The sequence below is a fragment of the Actinomycetota bacterium genome (assembly GCA_040757835.1).
GTDB lineage: Bacteria > Actinomycetota > Geothermincolia > Geothermincolales > RBG-13-55-18 > SURF-21.
Genome location: JBFLWJ010000002.1, coordinates 132425 through 149395, shown reverse-complemented (window position 1 = coordinate 149395; position 16971 = coordinate 132425). Strand labels below are relative to the sequence as shown.

General features: G+C 63.5%; 18 protein-coding genes. 17 read left to right on the top strand and 1 reads right to left on the bottom strand.

The genetic code is table 11. The features are described from left to right. Nucleotides 1-15 precede the first annotated feature (15 nt). From AB1384_02985 to AB1384_02925, 13 genes are all read left to right on the top strand, one after another. On the top strand, nt 16-1572 hold the full coding sequence (locus AB1384_02985; GenBank protein MEW6553236.1) for a YifB family Mg chelatase-like AAA ATPase: 1557 nt from the start codon (nt 16-18) through the stop codon (nt 1570-1572). Next, nucleotides 1556-2668: a DNA-processing protein DprA gene (gene dprA / locus AB1384_02980; GenBank protein ID MEW6553235.1), complete on the top strand. Its 1113-nt coding sequence runs from the start codon at nt 1556-1558 to the stop codon at nt 2666-2668. The genes AB1384_02985 and dprA overlap by 17 nt, the downstream gene beginning before the upstream one ends. Nucleotides 2669-2808: 140 nt before the next feature. Next, nucleotides 2809-3711 carry a tyrosine recombinase XerC gene (locus tag AB1384_02975; GenBank protein MEW6553234.1) on the top strand — a complete coding sequence of 301 codons (903 nt, stop codon included), beginning with the start codon at nt 2809-2811 and terminating at the stop codon, nt 3709-3711. 90 nt (nt 3712-3801) lie between these two features. Then, complete coding sequence (gene whiG, locus AB1384_02970; GenBank protein ID MEW6553233.1) at nt 3802-4575, top strand: RNA polymerase sigma factor WhiG; 774 nt, start codon at nt 3802-3804, stop codon at nt 4573-4575. A gap of 248 nt (nt 4576-4823) precedes the next feature. After that, nucleotides 4824-5417, top strand: coding sequence for a prenyltransferase/squalene oxidase repeat-containing protein (locus AB1384_02965; protein MEW6553232.1), 594 nt, complete (start codon nt 4824-4826; stop codon nt 5415-5417). 78 nt (nt 5418-5495) lie between these two features. Further along, nucleotides 5496-6089 (top strand): hypothetical protein, encoded by a 594-nt coding sequence (locus AB1384_02960; protein MEW6553231.1) that lies wholly within the window; start codon nt 5496-5498, stop codon nt 6087-6089. 188 nt (nt 6090-6277) lie between these two features. Further along, entirely contained in the window at nt 6278-6583 is a 306-nt protein-coding gene (locus AB1384_02955; protein MEW6553230.1) for a DUF6788 family protein, read from the top strand. A 332-nt stretch (nt 6584-6915) separates the two neighbouring features. Next, nucleotides 6916-7749 carry a 30S ribosomal protein S2 gene (gene rpsB / locus AB1384_02950; protein ID MEW6553229.1) on the top strand — a complete coding sequence of 278 codons (834 nt, stop codon included), beginning with the start codon at nt 6916-6918 and terminating at the stop codon, nt 7747-7749. 42 nt (nt 7750-7791) lie between these two features. Continuing rightward, nucleotides 7792-8397 (top strand): translation elongation factor Ts, encoded by a 606-nt coding sequence (tsf, locus tag AB1384_02945; GenBank protein ID MEW6553228.1) that lies wholly within the window; start codon nt 7792-7794, stop codon nt 8395-8397. Between the two features lie 124 nt (nt 8398-8521). Then, nucleotides 8522-9271, top strand: coding sequence for a UMP kinase (gene pyrH, locus AB1384_02940; protein MEW6553227.1), 750 nt, complete (start codon nt 8522-8524; stop codon nt 9269-9271). A gap of 39 nt (nt 9272-9310) precedes the next feature. Beyond that, nucleotides 9311-9832, top strand: coding sequence for a ribosome recycling factor (gene frr, locus AB1384_02935; protein ID MEW6553226.1), 522 nt, complete (start codon nt 9311-9313; stop codon nt 9830-9832). 1 nt (nt 9833) lies between these two features. Continuing rightward, entirely contained in the window at nt 9834-10721 is an 888-nt protein-coding gene (locus AB1384_02930) for a phosphatidate cytidylyltransferase (GenBank protein MEW6553225.1), read from the top strand. A 197-nt stretch (nt 10722-10918) separates the two neighbouring features. Further along, nucleotides 10919-11224 carry a UPF0236 family transposase-like protein gene (locus tag AB1384_02925; protein MEW6553224.1) on the top strand — a complete coding sequence of 102 codons (306 nt, stop codon included), beginning with the start codon at nt 10919-10921 and terminating at the stop codon, nt 11222-11224. 7 nt (nt 11225-11231) lie between these two features. On the opposite strand, the gene AB1384_02920 is transcribed toward AB1384_02925, so the two are convergent. Then, on the bottom strand, nt 11232-11675 hold the full coding sequence (locus AB1384_02920; protein MEW6553223.1) for an EthD domain-containing protein: 444 nt from the start codon (nt 11673-11675) through the stop codon (nt 11232-11234). Between the two features lie 149 nt (nt 11676-11824). On the opposite strand from AB1384_02920, the gene AB1384_02915 reads away from it, so the two are divergent. From AB1384_02915 to AB1384_02900, 4 genes are read left to right on the top strand one after another with little or no spacing between them, the layout of a single operon-like run. Continuing rightward, complete coding sequence (locus tag AB1384_02915) at nt 11825-12994, top strand: 1-deoxy-D-xylulose-5-phosphate reductoisomerase (GenBank protein MEW6553222.1); 1170 nt, start codon at nt 11825-11827, stop codon at nt 12992-12994. A gap of 1 nt (nt 12995) precedes the next feature. Continuing rightward, nucleotides 12996-14132 (top strand): M50 family metallopeptidase, encoded by a 1137-nt coding sequence (locus AB1384_02910; GenBank protein ID MEW6553221.1) that lies wholly within the window; start codon nt 12996-12998, stop codon nt 14130-14132. Further along, on the top strand, nt 14129-15232 hold the full coding sequence (gene ispG, locus AB1384_02905; GenBank protein ID MEW6553220.1) for a flavodoxin-dependent (E)-4-hydroxy-3-methylbut-2-enyl-diphosphate synthase: 1104 nt from the start codon (nt 14129-14131) through the stop codon (nt 15230-15232). Before AB1384_02910 ends, ispG begins: the two co-directional genes overlap by 4 nt. Further along, nucleotides 15229-16953 (top strand): proline--tRNA ligase, encoded by a 1725-nt coding sequence (locus AB1384_02900; GenBank protein MEW6553219.1) that lies wholly within the window; start codon nt 15229-15231, stop codon nt 16951-16953. The genes ispG and AB1384_02900 overlap by 4 nt, the downstream gene beginning before the upstream one ends. The last annotated feature ends 18 nt before the right edge of the window (nt 16954-16971 follow it).

Here is a 16971-nt window from a genome sequence, read left to right as displayed (position 1 = left end):
ATAGGAGGTGATGGCGTGTTCGCAAGAGTGGACAGCTGCTCCATCCTGGGGATGGAGGTCGTCAAGGTGGAGGTGGAGGTGAACACCTCCGGCAGCCTCCCCGGTATCTACATGGTCGGGCTGCCGGACGCGGCGGTGCGGGAGTCCTACCGCCGCATCAAGGCCGCGGTGGCCAATTCCGGCCTGCAGTTCTGTGGCCAGCTCATAACCGTCAACCTGGCCCCGGCGCACCTGCGCAAGGAGGGGTCGAACTTCGACCTCCCCATCGCCCTGGCCATCCTGGCGGTCTCCGGCAGCGTCGAGCCGGAGTCGCTCGCGGGGCGCATGGTGGTGGGGGAGCTGGCACTTGACGGCAGGGTGCGGGGGGTGCGGGGGTCCCTGGCCATGGCCCTGTGGGCCAGGCGCCAGGGGAGAAAGGAGATCATCGTCCCCCGCCAGAACCTGGGAGAGGCGTCCCGTATCGAAGGGATAAGGGTCACCGGCGTGGGCACCCTGTGGGAGGCCCTGGATTACCTGCAAGGGGAAGAGGTCCCACAGCCACCCCGGGTCACGTGCGGGGGCGGCGCAGAGGACCAGCCCTGCCTCTCGGAGGTAAAGGGGCAGCTGCAGGCGAAGCGGGCCCTGGAGATAGCGGCCGCTGGATTTCACAACCTGCTCTTTATCGGCCCTCCCGGCTCCGGCAAATCCATGCTGGCGGAGAGGCTACCCGGCGTGCTGCCCCCCCTCGACCCGGACGAGGTCCTCGAGGTCTCCAGCATCCACAGCGTGGCGGGGCTCCTCGACCCCGCGAAGCCGCTGTGCGTGAACCCGCCCTTCCGGGCGCCCCACCATTCCATATCCCACGTTGGTCTGGTGGGAGGGGGGCGCAACTTCCCGCGGCCGGGGGAGATCACCCTGAGCCACAGCGGCGTGCTCTTCCTGGACGAACTGCCCGAGTTCCGCCGCGACGCCCTCGAGGTTCTGCGACAGCCCATGGAGACGGGCCGCGTGATCATCTCGCGCTCCCTCATCTGCACCGGCTTCCCCGCCCGTTTCCTGCTGGTGGCGGGGATGAACCCCTGCCCGTGCGGCTTTTTAGGGGACCACCAGCGTGCGTGCAGCTGCTCGCCCAGCGAGGTGAGGCGTTATTACAACCGCGTCTCCGGCCCCCTGCTGGACCGCATCGACCTCCAGGTGGAGGTGCCGCGGTTGCCTCCCCGGGAACTGGTGGAGCTGCCGGCGGGGGAAGCCTCGCAGCGCGTGCGCGAGCGGGTGATGGGGGCACGAGACCGTCAGCGGCAGAGGTGGCAGGGAAAGACGGTGACCAACGCCCACGTAGACCTGGTGAGGATGCGTGCCGTCTGCCGCCTGGGCGAGGAGGAAAAGAGGTTCATGTATACCGCCGCTGACCGCTTGGGGCTTACCGCGCGCGGCTTCGACCGCTGCCTGCGCGTGGCCAGGACCATCGCCGACCTCGCCGGGCGGGAGAACATAAGCGTGGCCGACCTGGCGGAGGCGGTACAGTACCGCTCCCTTGAGAGGCTGTGGGGTTCGGCGGTGGTGGGGGAGGTGCGCAGTGGACGGGGTGTATAGGGCAGCACTGGCCTGCCTGCCGCAGATGAATCCCATGGCTCTGCCAAACCTGCTGCGGCTGGCGGGCGGCGCGCGCGAGCTATGGGAGGTACTCAAGGCGGGCGGCAACCGGGCATCGTCCCTGGTGGGCGCGGAGAAGGCGGCGGCCTGGCGCGAGAGGTGCCGCGGCAGCGACCCATCCCGCATCATGGCCGGCCTGCGGGAGAGGGGGATCGCCGTGGTCTCACCGCAGGACAGCTCCTTCCCACAACTGCTGCGCTCCATCTACGACCCGCCGGCGCTGCTGTTCATGATGGGCCAGTCCCCGCCGCCGGATGCCCCGTATGTCGCCGTAGTGGGAGCGCGCAAGGCCTCCAGCTACGGCCGCTGGGCGGCCGAGTCCCTGGGGGAAGAACTGGCGGGCAGGGGCGTGGTGGTGGTGTCCGGGGCGGCCTACGGCGTGGACGGCCATGCCCACCAGGGATGCCTCAAGGCGGGTGGCTTCACAGTAGCCGTTCTAGGATGCGGCATCGACAGGGCCTATCCGCCGGAGCACGCCGGACTGCTGCGCCGCATCGCCGCCGCGGGGTGTGTGCTCAGCGAGTACCCCCCGGGGGAGAGCCCGTTGGCATGGAGGTTCCCGCACCGCAACCGGATCATCGCCGGCATGTCCCATGCCGTGGTGGTGGTGGAGGCGTCGGAGAAGAGCGGGGCGCTGATCACCGCGGACATGGCCCTGGAGGAGGGCCGGGAGGTCATGGCGGTGCCGGGACCCATCGGGAGCGCCCTCTCCCTGGGCGCCAACCGGCTGATCCAGAAGGGGGCCAAGCTGGTCATGGAGGTCGAGGACATCTGCGAGGAACTGCCTTTCACGTGCTTGCCCCGGGAGCTTCGCGGCGACGGGACCGCGGGGGCCAAGTCCCTGGCGCCGCTGGAATCGCTCTGCATCGGGGTCCTGGAAGGAGGGCCCAGGGGCCTGGACGGTCTGGCGGCAGCTGCCGGGGTGCCCCCGGGAGAGATCCTGGCCTGCATGACCGCGATGTTCCTGCGGGGGTGGGTGGCCGAGGAGCCGGGAGGCCGCTACCGTCTGCTCGTCAACCCCTGCCTGCGCGGCTGATAATCGCGCACTTACCGAAAAAGTAAATTTAACCACAATAGATTATATTGACCACAATAAATTCAACTATTGACAATAAGCACTTTTAATATAAAATTATATAAGAATTCAACAGCTTGCTCTGTACCGAGGGGAAATCAATGCACGAGACGATGGATGAGTACCTGAGGTCTCTCGCGGTGGAGCGAAACATGTCCCCCGAGACCCTCCGCGCATACCAGGGTGATCTGCGTCTCTTCGAGGAGTTCTGCGACCGCGCCGGGGTCACCAGACCCGGTGACGTTAACCACCGCCTGCTGCGGCGCTACCTCGCCAACCTTCAGACCAGGGGTTATGCGCGTTCCACGGTGGCGAGGAGGTCCTCGGCGGTACGAGGTTATTTCCGCTTCCTGGTGCAGCGGGGAGACCTGGAAAGCGATCCCGCGGCGGCACTGTCGCCGCCGCAAAGGGACCGCAGGCTCCCCAGGGTGCTGCGTCAGGAGGAGATAGACGAGGCGGAAACCAGGCAGGGTCTGCACATCTACCGCACTTCGCTGCGTGACATGGCCCTAGTCGAGCTGCTCTACGCCACGGGGATGCGCGTAGGGGAGCTGGCCGCTCTGGATATGCAGGACATCGATCTGAAGAGAGGGGAGGTGAGGGTTCTCGGTAAGGGGCGAAAGGAGCGCGTCCTGCCTGTGCACGACACCGCGCTGCAGCTGCTGGAGTCGTACATCTCCAAGGAAAGGCCGGTGCTGGCTTCCAACACGGTGGGCGAGAAAGCAGGCGACCCCGTTTTCCTGAGCGTGAAAGGGGGTAGGCTCAGCGACCGTGGGGTCCGCCGGGTGGTGGACCGCTTTTTCCGCGGTCTGGAAGGGGGTAAACGCATCAGCCCGCACACGTTGCGCCATACTTTCGCCACCCATATGCTGCAGGGGGGAGCGGACCTCAGAACCGTTCAGGAGCTGCTGGGTCACGTTGATTTATCAACTACCCAGATATATACTCATCTTAGCAAAGGTCAGCTCAAAGAGGTGTTTTTCCGGACCCACCCCCGCGCGTAATGCTCGGCAAAAGAGCAGCATCTTTAAACCGAGATAAGGAGAATGTTGAGCACAGCGGACTTCTATAAAAGAGGAGCGAGGTTGGAAGGTATAGAGGACGTCAGCACCATCTGGAAACAATTCAAGGAAGATGGGTCACAAGAATCACGCGAGAAGCTCATCCTCAACTACGCTCCGCTGGTCAAGTACGTGGCGGGCAGGGTTTCCTCGGGGCTCCCACCGAACATCGAATATGCGGACCTGGTCAGTTACGGCATTTTCGGCCTTATTGACGCCATCGAGAAGTACGACCCCGACCGCGGGATAAAGTTCGAGACCTACGCCATCGCCCGCATCAAGGGGGCCATCATCGACGAGTTGCGCTCCATCGACTGGGTGCCTCGCTCCATCCGCTTCAAGGCCAGGGAGCTGGAGAAGGCCTACGTCGCCCTGGAGAACGAGCTCAAACGCCTCCCCAGCGACGAGGAGGTGGCCAAGCACATGTGTATCTCCCTGGACGAGTTCCACCAGCTGCTGCAGCAGATGAGTTTCATATCACTGGTAGCCCTGGACGAGCTGTGGAACGTGGGAGGAGACAAGGGAGACAAGGTCAGCCTGGTGGACACCCTGGAGGACACCCGGGTGAAGGACCCCTCCAAGACCTACGAGATAGAGGAGATGAAGAGGATCCTTGCGGAGGCCATCAACCGCCTCCCGGAACGCGAGAAGATCGTCATCAGCCTCTACTATTACGAGGGACTGACCCTGCGGGAGATCGGGGAGGTACTGGGGGTGACCGAATCGCGGGTGTGCCAGATGCACACCAAGGCCATCCTGCGCCTGAAGGGCAGGCTCACCAGCGCAAAAGGAGCGCTCGAAGTATAGCTGGTTCAAGATAGCGGGGGGCCCGGATCGATATCGGCTCCCCGCTTTTTCGTTCCCATAGCTTTGGTTCATGTTGTACGCCCCCCCCTATAATGATAAAATATGCGAAATTGTATGGTAGGGCTTAAAAGCAAGGGCATCGCTATCTTGGCTTGCGGCACTAGCCTTTGCTCTTATCTGGGGATATAACCCTCGAGGCGTTCTTTGAATCAGGGTATGAGGCTGCTACAGGGTACCAAGGAGGGCATATGGGGCTCAAGGCAAAGGGCGTAGTTTCGAAGGCGTCACCCGCGAAGACTATCATGTTACTGATATTTCTATCCTCCTTTATCACATTCTCCATCTTCATAGCCAACGGCGGTTCCGCCGCGAACGCCTCCGGAGACGACGTACCCGCAATGATCGATAGGGCGAGGCAGTTCGTGGAATCACAGCAGAACGAAGACGGTTCATGGGGGAGCCGCCTCGCTATGGGGGATACGGCGCTGTGCGCAGAAGGGCTGTTGTGGCAGGGAGGCGATGCGGACGCTTTAAACAGCGCCCTTGCCTGGCTCACTTCCAGCACGGCGGCGAACTCGGACTTCATCTCGCGTAAAGCTTGCTGCATTGCACTCGCGGGTGACCCGGCCACCCCCAGCCAGGTTGAACGGGACTTCCTCGCCGCTTGTGGACATGAAGACGGAAGCCTCTCACTGGCTCCCGGTGAGAGAGGCAATCCCCTGGACACAGCTATCTCATATCCGGCCCTCCTCTCCCTGCAGGAGATGGATAAGGCGGAAGCAGCCATAACGTATCTCATTTCCTCCCAGCTCGAGGACGGCGGATTCTCATCGGGGCGGTAAGGTATCGCGGATCTTCCAGCCACTGCCCTTGCCCTAAGGGCTCTATCCTTACGAAACCAGGTGGTTCCGGCCAGCGATATGGATATAGACGATGTCTTGGAGGCGGCGCGCGGCGAAGCGGCCCTCAAGCTAGCCACCTACCAGAACGAGGATGGAGGCTTCGGAGAGCAGGACTCTACCCCCTATGAGACGGCCCTTGCCCTGGAGACTCTCACATGGTGTTCGGAGGAGGTTGCAGATACGGCGGCTGCCCTCTCGTGGCTATACAGCCGCCAGCTCGAGGACGGCTCCATCGCAGGAGACCTGGCCGCGACGGCCCTGCTGCTCACAGCCGCCCGCCCCCGCCCCCGCATTGACGGGGTGGAACTCTCGGACGGCGAGCCCCCGGAGGGCTCCACGCTCACCGTGACCTTCCATGTGAGCAACAAAGGCATATCCGACTCCGGCCCATGCAGCATCGCGATATATCCAGTCGCGGACCCCAACACGCCAACAGAGGTGCTCGAGGTGGAGAACATCCCCGGCAGTGGGAGCCTGGACGTAACGCTTGATCTACTGACCCTGGGCATGCAGGGACCATACGAAATGCTGGCCAGCCGGATGTTTTCGCCAAAAAGTGGACAAATTATTTCGCCATTAAGAGGACAAATTACGTTGCCCTTGACACTGTGAGGGCACCGCCGAGTTCACGGCCCTGGCAAGCCCTATCCTCCGGAGGAAGGCCGCCACCACCGGCAGGTGCCCCGCCTGGCTCGCGCTGATGCTCGCGAGAAGCTCGCGTACCTCGTCGTCCAAGAGACCTCTCCCTTCCCTCGCATGACAATGTTGACAACCCGTTGTATCTTGACAATGATACAACTATGAGCAGGAGTCAAGCACACATCGAGGCCGAGATAACGCGGATTAAGGAGAGCCTGTCAGGGCTAGGGCGCATGCACCCCGGTTCCCTGTCCAGGCAGAAGCGGTCTCGTGGAGAGGAATACTGGCAGCTCAGCTACAGCCATTCAGGGAGAGGTCATACGAACTACATAAAGCCGGCTGACGTGGCCCGGGTGAAGCGTGAGCTCAAGACCTATCAGAAATTCAAGGAGCTCACCTCGAGGTGGGTCGCTCTCGAGATCGAACTGGCGAAGCTGCGGCGCAGCGGCGGGTCGAAGAAGGGCTGATTCCTGAAAGGGAAAATGCTATTCTGAGCGTGATTTAGGGTGGGGAATGTAGGTCAGATGACCTGCAGAAGATCGGCTCAGCAGACATCACCCCTCCCAGGTCCTTGGGGCAATCCCGGCCCGTGCCAACAAGCAGCTTAAGCACACCTGCAACCTGCCGGGGAGAACCGCGCCGCGCGAGAAGCCGGTTGCCCGCGTAAAAGCTCACGTGCTACTATATTCAACTGGCGCTGTTGCCAGTATTACACACGCCCGCGGACCCTCTCCCCGGGTGCCCCCACGGGGGTAGGGAGGGGGGATGAGGCGGGCGGAGGAAAAACCAAGGAGGAGACATGACCGTCGTATCCATGAAGCACCTGCTCGAAGCGGGGGTCCACTTCGGACACCAGACCCGGAGATGGAACCCCAAGATGGAGAAGTACATCTTCACCGAGCGCAACGGCATCTACATCATCGACCTGCAGCAGACCCTGGCACTCATCGAGGTATCCTACAACTTCATCCGCGAGACGGTGGGAAATGGCGGCTCGCTGCTCTTCGTGGGGACGAAGAAGCAGTCCCAGGAGGCCATCAAGGAGAACGCCATGCGCTGCGGCATGCCCTACGTCACCAACCGCTGGCTCGGCGGCACCCTCACCAACTGGGCGACCATCAGCAAGCGCATCGAGAAGCTCAAGGAGCTGGAGGAGATGGAGGCGTCGGGCGAGCTGGAGAACATGCCCAAGAAACAGGAGAGCCGGGTGCGCCACCGCCTGATCAAGCTGCGCCGCAACCTCGAGGGGCTGCGCAACATGGACAGGCTCCCCAGCGCCGTCTTCATCATCGACCCCCGCAAGGAGAACATCGCGCTCATGGAGGCCCGCAAGCTAGAGATACCGGTGATCGCCGTGGTCGACACCAACTGCGACCCGGACCTGGTGGACTTCGTCATCCCCGGGAACGACGACGCCATCCGGGCCGCCAACCTCATCAGCAAGATCATCGCCAACGCGGTCCTGGAAGGGTTCCAGATCCGGGACGCCCTGCAGGCTCGCCGCCTAAAGGAGGAAGAAGCGGCGGCAAAGGCAGCGGCGGCGGCCGAGAAAGAGAGAGAGAAGGCCGAGAAGGCGGAGAAGGCAGAGAAGCCCAAGGACAAGGAAGAGATAGAGGAGCCGGTGGGGGACTGATCCCCACGACTCTTTCCCCATAGCTTTTATCAAGGAGGAGAGATGGAGATCAACGCGGCACAGGTCAAAGAACTGAGGGAGACCACCGGAGCCGGTATAATGGACTGCAAGCAGGCACTGCAGGAGTCCGGCGGCGACTCGGAAAAGGCCGTGCGCATCCTGCGCGAGAAGGGTCTCGCGGGCGCGCAGAAGAAGGCCGGGCGCATAGCGGCCGACGGCATAATCGACGCCTATATCCACCTCAACAACCGCATCGGGGTGCTGCTGGAGGTGAACTGCGAGACCGATTTCGTCGCCCGTAACGAGGACTTCCGGGCCATGGTGCACGATATCGCCATGCATATCGCGGCCTCCAAGCCGCTCTACGTGTCCGCCGATGAAGTGCCCGAGGAGGTGCTGGCGGAGGAGAGGGAGATCAACCGCAGCCGCGCCCTCAAGGAGGGCAAGCCGGAGAATGTGGTCGACAAGATAGTCGAGGGGCGCATGAAGAAGTACTACGAGGAGGTCTGCCTCCTAGACCAGCCCTTCGTCAAGGATCCCGATATCACCATCGGGGAACTCGTTAAGCGTACCATAGCCGCGGTGGGAGAGAACGTGGTGGTGAAACGTTTCGCGCGCTTCCAGGTGGGAGAGTCCACCGGAGAGTAGAACACGTCGGCGTGCCGGCCATACGGACCGTGTAAGTGCGCGGTCTGGAAGGTGACGGCGGGCGGGGAATAGAATTCTAAGGCGAGACAGCGGCGTGTTCGAGGGGCTGAAAGGGGGAATAGGAATGGCGGACCACCGGGAAGCCCGGCCCCGTTTCAAACGGGCCCTGATAAAGCTCAGCGGCGAGGCTTTCATGGGCGGACGCGATTTCGGTATCGACCCCGGGACGGTGAACGTCATAGCAGACGAACTCGTCGCCGTCAACGACCTCGGAGTGCAGACGGCCATCGTGGTGGGGGGAGGCAATATCTTCCGTGGCATGGCCGCGAGCGCCCGGGGCATGGACCGCGCGGCGGCGGACTACGTGGGGATGCTGGCCACGGTGATGAACGCCCTGGCCCTCCAGGACGCCCTGGAGAAGAAGGGCGTGTTCACGCGGGTGCAGTCGGCCATCGAGATGCAGTCCATCGCAGAGCCGTACATCAGGCGCCGCGCCATCCGCCATCTGGAGAAGGGGCGCATCGTGATCTTCGCGGCGGGCACCGGGAACCCCTATTTCACGACCGACACTACCGCCGCCCTGCGCGCCCTGGAGATCGGCGCCGAGGCCATCCTCAAGGCGACGAGGGTGGACGGCGTCTTCGATTCCGACCCCCTGCTCAACCCGGAGGCGGTCATGTATACATCACTTGACTACATCGAGGTCCTGCAGCAGGGGCTGCGGGTGATGGACGCCACCGCGGTCTCCCTGTGCATGGACAACTGCCTCCCCATCATCGTCTTCAACATGACCGTTCCCGGGAACATCACCCGGGCGCTTTGCGGGGAGAGGATCGGAACCATAGTGGCGTCGGACTTGAGGGAAGGGGGATAAGCGGTGCTAGACGACCTACTCCAGGATGCGGAAAGGCGCATGAAGAAGGCGGTGGAGCACGTGCGCGACGACTTCGCCTCGGTCCGCACCGGGAGGGCCAGCGCCTCGCTCCTGAACCGCGTGTCGGTGAACTACTACGGGGCTCCGACGCCGCTCAACCAGATCGCTTCCATCGCGGTCCCGGAGCCGACCCTGCTGGTGGTCTCTCCCTACGACAAGAGCGTCATCGAGGACGTGGAGAAGGCCATCCACCAGGCGGACCTGGGCGTTAACCCGGTCAGCGACGGCAACGTCATCCGCTTGCCCATCCCCAAGCTCACCGAGGAGCGCCGCAAGGAGATGACCAAGTCGGTGCGCGCCAAGGCGGAGGAGGGCAGAGTAGCCATCCGCAACGTACGCCGGGACGTCATCGAGGACCTACGGGCCTTCGAGAAGGAGCACGAGATAACCAAGGACGACCTCCACCGCGGCCAGGAGGAGGTACAGAAGCTCACCGACCGCTTCATCTCCGAGACCGACGACATGCTCAAGGTCAAGGAGAAGGAACTGATGGAGGTCTGATTTGGCGGCGGAGGAGATGAACGGACCCGGCGGCGGCAACAGGTCCTCGCTGGCTTCCCGTTTCGCGGGTTTCGCGATACGCGTGGTGAGCGCGGTCGTCCTGGTGCTGATCATCGTCATCCTGTTGTGGTGGGGCGAGATCCCCTTCACCGTGGGCATCGCCCTCATCGCCTTCGGAGGGTTGTGGGAGTTTTACTCCACCTTCTCCAAGCACGACTACAAGCCGGCCATGGTGCTGTCCATGGCCGTGGGCAGCGCATTTCCGGTCATCGCCTTCTTTTTGCGCGATTCCCAGGACCTGGCACCCATGTCCCTGGCGCTGGCCCTCTACGTACCGGTGCTCTTCGCCTGGTGCATCTTCCGCCGGGGATCGGAATCCCCCACCACGGACATCTCGGTGTCGCTGCTGGGGGTGGTCATGGTCGGCTTCTGCCTGGCCCATTTCGTGCTCATGCTGGGCCTCGACCAGGGCATCCCCTGGACGGTGCCCTTCACGGTCATCGTCCTGGTATGGGTCTCCGACGCCGTGGCCTACCTGGCCGGGTCGGCCCTGGGCAGGCACAAGATGGCGCCGCGCATCAGCCCCGGCAAGAGCTGGGAGGGCTTCATCGCGGGGACGGCAGCGGTGTTCATAGCGGCCTGCGTGCTCTACCTCACCGTCAACCGCGACTGGCTCAGCCTGGGCGTGGCCATGGAGCTGGCGGCGATCGTGTGCGTATTCGCCCCCCTGGGCGACCTCTCCGAGTCCACGGTCAAGCGGGAGCTGGGCATCAAGGACATGTCCTCGCTCATACCCGGACACGGCGGCATCATGGACCGCTTCGACTCCATGTTCTTCACCGCCGCCGTCACCTATTACTTCCTGCGCTACTTCATCTTCAAGATCTAGCGTCCCTATCGGGGTCTACCCCTGGACCGTGCCACTGCGAAGTAAACCGTATCTGGCATAGTGCGGAGCACAGCCCTTACCGTTACTTAAGTTGCTGTAATTCTTTTGTAGGCAGGTCTGAGAAGGAAAAAGAGGAGAGACCACTCAATTATTCCTGAGTGAAGCAAAACAAACAGGAGAAAGGAGTGATCTCTCACATGTCAGATCTGTCTCAGCTTATCTCAAGGTTAGTGGAAGAGAACGATGATTTCAACGATCTGGAGGACGGGCTGATAAAAGAGCTGTTCGAGGTGGGCAGAAAGGTCCTGCGGGGGATACTGGAACACGTGGATGCAGAGCTCATGAAGTCGAGAGCAGAAAGCCTGCGCCACCTGGGGGTGCGGGAGCGCACCGTGCTCACCCGCCTCGGCGTGCTGAGGATAAAGAGAAGGTATTACCGGGAGCGCGGGGCGGTTCACCTTTTCACCCTTTACCTGCGACGGCAGGAGAAGGGGAAGTTATGAATATATACTAGGGGGGCTCTTCCGGACTCTTTTTGTATTGAAATTGAGCGTGCGGCCGCGGCCGCCTGGGGGAGATCCAGGCCCGCAAGGCCCGGCTGCCGTTTCCGGCGGGGCAGGGGAACCAGTCGGAAAAATCGATGAACTTGGCCTCGTCCTCGCGCAGTGCGGCGTCGGCATCCATGCCCTCCGGGCTGCTATAGGCGCCGATGAAAGTGTCGATGTCCTCCCGCCACAGCTCGGCCAGGCCGTCGTAGTGGTCCTTCAGTGCGCGCGTCGCCTTGACGATCTCGTGCAGATCCAGGGTCATGGTGTGGCTCTGCACGTAGCGTTTGAGCTGCATCACGGGTGCCAGCCTGACAACCAGCGGCCCGTGCTGGTTGAGCCAGTAGTCGTGGAACTCCTCGTCTGTGAGGTCGGAACGCTTGCGCACGCAGTAAACGGGCTTTGTCATGGCTGACCCTCCTTGTCATACATGGCCATATCGATTCGGGCGGGTATAACGTGCTGCAACGGTCGTGAACTATCTACCAAGCAAAGGATGTGATTAATCCCCTGAGCACCCTTAGCGCCTAGCGGAGCCACAACCCGTATAATGTCCTTATGAGCAAGAAGATAGAGACACGCGGCCTGGCCATCCTGGGCTCGACGGGATCAATAGGCACCCAGGCCCTGGAAGTGGTTGACGCCCATCCCGACCGCTTACGGGTGGTGGCCATGACCGCCCATTCCAACGTCGAACTCCTGGAGGAGCAGGCCCGCAAGTACCGGCCCGCCCTGGTATGCGTAGTGCTGGAGGAGGCGGCAGCGCGGCTGAGGGAGCGCCTGGCGGGCACGGCCATCGAGGTGGCCGCTGGCGCGGAGAGCCTGCTGGAGGCGGCAGCGTACCCCCTGGCCGACACTGTCCTCAACGGCATCGTTGGGTCGGCCGGGCTGCCCCCGACCTTGGCGGCCCTGGGCGCGGGGAAGCGGCTGGCCCTGGCCAACAAGGAGAGCATGGTGGCGGGGGGAGACCTGGTGCTGGAGGCGTTGCAGGCGGGCGGGGAGTTGATTCCCGTCGATTCAGAGCACGGCGCCGTCTTTCACTGCCTGCGCGGCGAAAACATCTCCGAGGTGGAGAACATCGTCCTCACCGCCTCCGGCGGCCCTTTCTTCGGGCGCAGCCGCAGGGAACTGGCGCAAGTGAGCGTGGACGACGCCCTGGCCCATCCGACCTGGAGCATGGGGAGGAAGATAACCATCGATTCGGCGACGCTGATGAACAAGGGGCTGGAGGTCATCGAGGCCCACTTCCTCTTCGGGGTCCCCTACGACCGCATTAAGGTGGTGGCCCACCCCCAGAGCGTGGTCCACTCCCTGGTGGAGTTCCGCGACGGCTCTCTCTCGGCCCAGCTCAGCGTGCCGGACATGCGGTTGCCCATCGCCCTTGCCCTCTCATATCCGGAGAGGTGGGGCCCGCCCTTCAAGCGCACCGACATGGCCTCCGTGGAGAGCCTCAGCTTCGGCGCCATAGACACCGATACATTCAGGTGCCTTGCCCTGGCGTATCGCGCTGGCAGGCAGGGCGGCCTGGCGCCGGCGGTGCTCAACGCCGCCAACGAGGTGGCGGTTGGGGCGTTCCTGGCGGGAAGAATAGGTTTCATGGGCATCGAGAGGGTCATCGAGAAAACCCTGGACGGCTTCGAGCCCGCGGGCGCGCGCACCCTGGAGGATGTGCAGCGGGCCGAGGTATGGGCAAGGTCGAAGGCTGAAGCGGCAGCGGTGGAGGCATAGCATGGGAGACGTCATACACTGGGTCCTGGTGTTCCTTATCTACTTCTTTTCGGCGCTCGGAGTGGTGATATTCCTGGTCATCACGCACGAGCTGGGTCATTATACTGCCTCCCGACTGGCCGGAGTGAAGTGTCCCGAGTTCTTCATCGGGTTCGGGCCGCGCATCTGGAGCACCAGGCGGGGCGACACCGAGTTCGGCATAAAATGGATCCTGGCGGGTGGATACGTGAAGGTCCTGGGAATGAACCCCGAGGAGCAGATCAGCCCCGAGGACTTCCCCCACTCCTATAAAGGCGTGTCCTACCTGAAGAGGTTCTGGATCATCTTCTCCGGCTCCCTGGTCCACGTCCTGCTGGCGCTGCTCATCATGTTCTTCGCCATCTGGCTCATCGGCTATCCCAGCGAGGAAAAGGCCTCCTCGACCCTGTCCTCGGTGGGACAGTACATGGACGAGACCGAGACGCAGGAGACCCCCGCCTACCTGGCCGGCCTGCAGGAAGGTGACACCATCCTGGCCATGAACGGGCAGGAGGTATCGGACTGGGACGAGGTCGCTTCGTTCATCAAAGAGCACCCCGGCGAGGAAGTGACCCTCCTCATCGAGCGGGACGGCCAGAAGATGGAGCTCCAGGCGGTGCTGGCGGTGAAGGACGATGGGACCGGATACCTGGGCGTTTCTCCCATGCCCTACATGGAGGAGTACTCTTTCTTCGGCGCGATCGCCAAGACGGGGGAGTGGTGGCTGAAGACGACCGCGGACGTGGCCAGGAACTTCTCCAAGCTCTTCAGCCCGTCCACCTTCAAGCAGTTGTTCGGCATGTCCCCGCCCACACAGGAAAGGCCGCAGACGGTAGTGGGCATAACCTACTCGGCGGGGCAACTGTTGGACGCGGGGGTCTTCTACCTCCTCTATCTCCTGGCGATAGTATGCCTCTTCCTGGCCTACATCAATCTCCTGCCCCTGCCTCCCCTGGACGGAGGGCACCTGGCGGTGCTGCTGTATGAGAGGATAACCGGCAGGGAAGTTGACATGCGCAAGCTCTACCCGGTGGCAGTGGCGGTCCTGGCGTTCTTCGGCATCCTGTTCCTGCTCACCCTGCGCCTGGACATCATGAACTTATTCAACCCCATACCATGACGGTACGTAAGTTGACCCGCCGCGTGACCATCGGGGACGTCCCCATCGGGGGCGGCGCGCCGGTGAGCGTGCAGTCCATGACCAACACTTCGACCGAGGACGCCGCCGCCACCCTGGAGCAGATCCACCACATGGCCGAGGCCGGCTGCCAGATAGCGCGGGTGGCCGTTCCCAACCTCAAGAAGGACCACATGCTGCAGCGCACCCTGCGCGCCCTCTCCACCATCGTCGCCGGTTCCCCGCTGCCGGTGGTGGCCGACATACACTTCGACCATTCCCTGGCCCTGGTGGCCCTGGAGGCGGGGGTGGCCGGCTTGCGCATCAATCCCGGCAACATCGGGGGGGAGGAAAAGGTGGGGGAGGTGGCGGAGGCGGCCAAGAAGCGCGGCGTGCCCATACGGGTGGGGGTGAACGCCGGCTCGCTGCGCCGCGACATCCTTGAGCGCCATGGCCATCCCACGGCGGAAGCCATGGTCGAGAGCGCCCTAGAGGAGATAAGGGTCCTGGAAAGACACGATTTCTATGATATAAAGGTCTCCGTAAAGGCCTCCTCGGTGCCCCTGACCATAGAGGCATACCGCCTCCTCTCCGAAGCGGTGGACTACCCCCTGCACGTGGGGGTGAGCGAGGCGGGACCGCAGTGGAGCGGCACCATCCGCTCGGCGGTGGGCATCGGGGCCCTGCTGGCCGAGGGTATCGGCGACACCATCCGTGTCTCCCTTGCTGGCGACCCGGTGGAGGAGGTGCGAGCGGGGCTGGCCATACTTAAGTCGCTGGAGCTGACGCACCGCGGCCCGGACATCGTGGCCTGCCCGACCTGTGCCCGCTCGCGTATCGACGTGGCGGCCATCGCCACCGAACTGGAACAGCGGCTGGCCCACGTCAAGGCGCCGCTGCGTATCGCGGTTATGGGCTGCGCGGTAAACGGGCCGGGCGAAGCACGCGAGGCCGACCTGGGGGTGGCAGGGGGCAGGAACCGCGGCCTGCTCTTCCGCGCCGGACGGCCGGCGGGATGGTACCCGAAAGGGGACATCCTGAAGGTGCTCCTGGAGGAAGTGGAGAAAATGGCATCGGAGCAAGGAGAGAAGGAAGGGTCATGAGGCAGACCAGGCTCTTCATACCGACACTGAAGGAGAGCCCCGCTGACGCGGAGGTCGCCAGCCACCGCCTACTGGTGCGCGCCGGCTTCCTGCGCCGGGTGGCATCGGGGATATATGAGCTGCTTCCCCTGGGAGCGCGGGTGGTGCGCAAGATAGAGCGCATCGTTCGCGAGGAGATGGACGCCGCGGGGGCGCAGGAGGTCATCCTGCCCATCATACAGCCCCGCGAGCTGTGGGAGGAGAGCGGCCGCTGGGCGAAGTACGGCCCGGAGATGATGCGCCTCAAGGACCGTGCCGACCGCGACTTCGGCCTCGGTCCCACCGCCGAGGAGGTCATCACCGACCTGGTGCGCTCCAACGTCTCCTCCTACCGCGACCTCCCCCTCAATCTCTACCAGATCGGTAACAAGTTCCGGGACGAGATCAGGCCGCGTTTCGGCCTGCTGCGCGGGCGCGAGTTCATCATGAAGGACGGGTACAGTTTCGACCGCGACGAGGAGGGCATGCGCCGTTCTTACCAGGCCATGTACGACGCCTACGGGCGCGTCTTCAGCCGCGCCGGTTGCGCCTGGCGGGCGGTGGAGGCGGACACCGGCCTTATCGGAGGCGACGTCTCCCACGAGTTCATGGTCCCCGCCGAAGTGGGAGAGGACGATATCGCCTACTGCGAGGCCTGCGACTATGCCGCAAACGTTACCCTGGCCGCTTACCGGCGCGCCGCACCGGTCGCGGGTAAGGGGAGGTCGCCCGAGAAGGTGCACACCCCCGGCCAGCGCACTATTGCCGAGGTCAGCTCCTTCCTGGGCCTGGAGCCGGCCCGTTTCATCAAGTGTCTGATGTTCCTGGTGGATGACGAGGCGGTGGCGGTGCTGGTGCCGGGGGACCGGGAGGCGGGGGAGGTCAAGCTTGAGCGCGCGCTGGGCACGGGAGAGTTCCGTCTCTTTAACGAGGAGGACTGGCAGAGGTTCCCGCAGTACCTGCAGGGTTTCGTGGGCCCCGTGGGGCTGGAGGTCTCACGCATCGTGGCCGACGAGGCGCTGCGGGGGGCCGGGGGCATGGCCTGCGGCGCCAACGAGAGGGATTACCACCTCACGGACGTAGACGAGGGACGCGATTTCGAGGTGTCGCTCTTCGCGGACGTGACCACCGCCAGGGACGGGGACGCCTGCCCCGGCTGCGGTGGTGCCATGAAGGTGGAGGCGGGCATCGAGGTCGGCCAGGTCTTCCAGTTGGGCTTGAAGTATTCACAGCCCCTGCACTGCTTCTTCGACGACGAGGAGGGGAACTCACGACCCATGGTCATGGGCACCTACGGCATCGGGGTGACCCGCCTCATGGCAGCGGTGATCGAGCAGAACCACGACGAGCGGGGAATGATCTGGCCCGCGGCGGTGGCCCCGGCCCTCCTGCACATCCTGCCCTTGAACTACGAGCGCGAGGACCGGAGGGCGGCCGCCGAGTACCTCTACGAGAGATGCGCGGAACGCGGCCTCGAGGTGCTGCTGGACGACCGTGAGGAGAGCGCCGGGGTCAAGTTCGCCGAGGCCGACCTCATCGGCCTCCCCTATCGCGCCGTCATCGGCAAGGGTTACGATGATGACGGCACCATCGAGCTTCAGTTCCGCGCCACGGGCGAGAAGAGAAGGATAGACGCGGACGAGATGATCGCTCTCCTGGAGGAGACGGTGGTGGCGCTGCGGAAGGCAGACGGCGGCGCCTGAGCAAAGACAGGGTTGGTT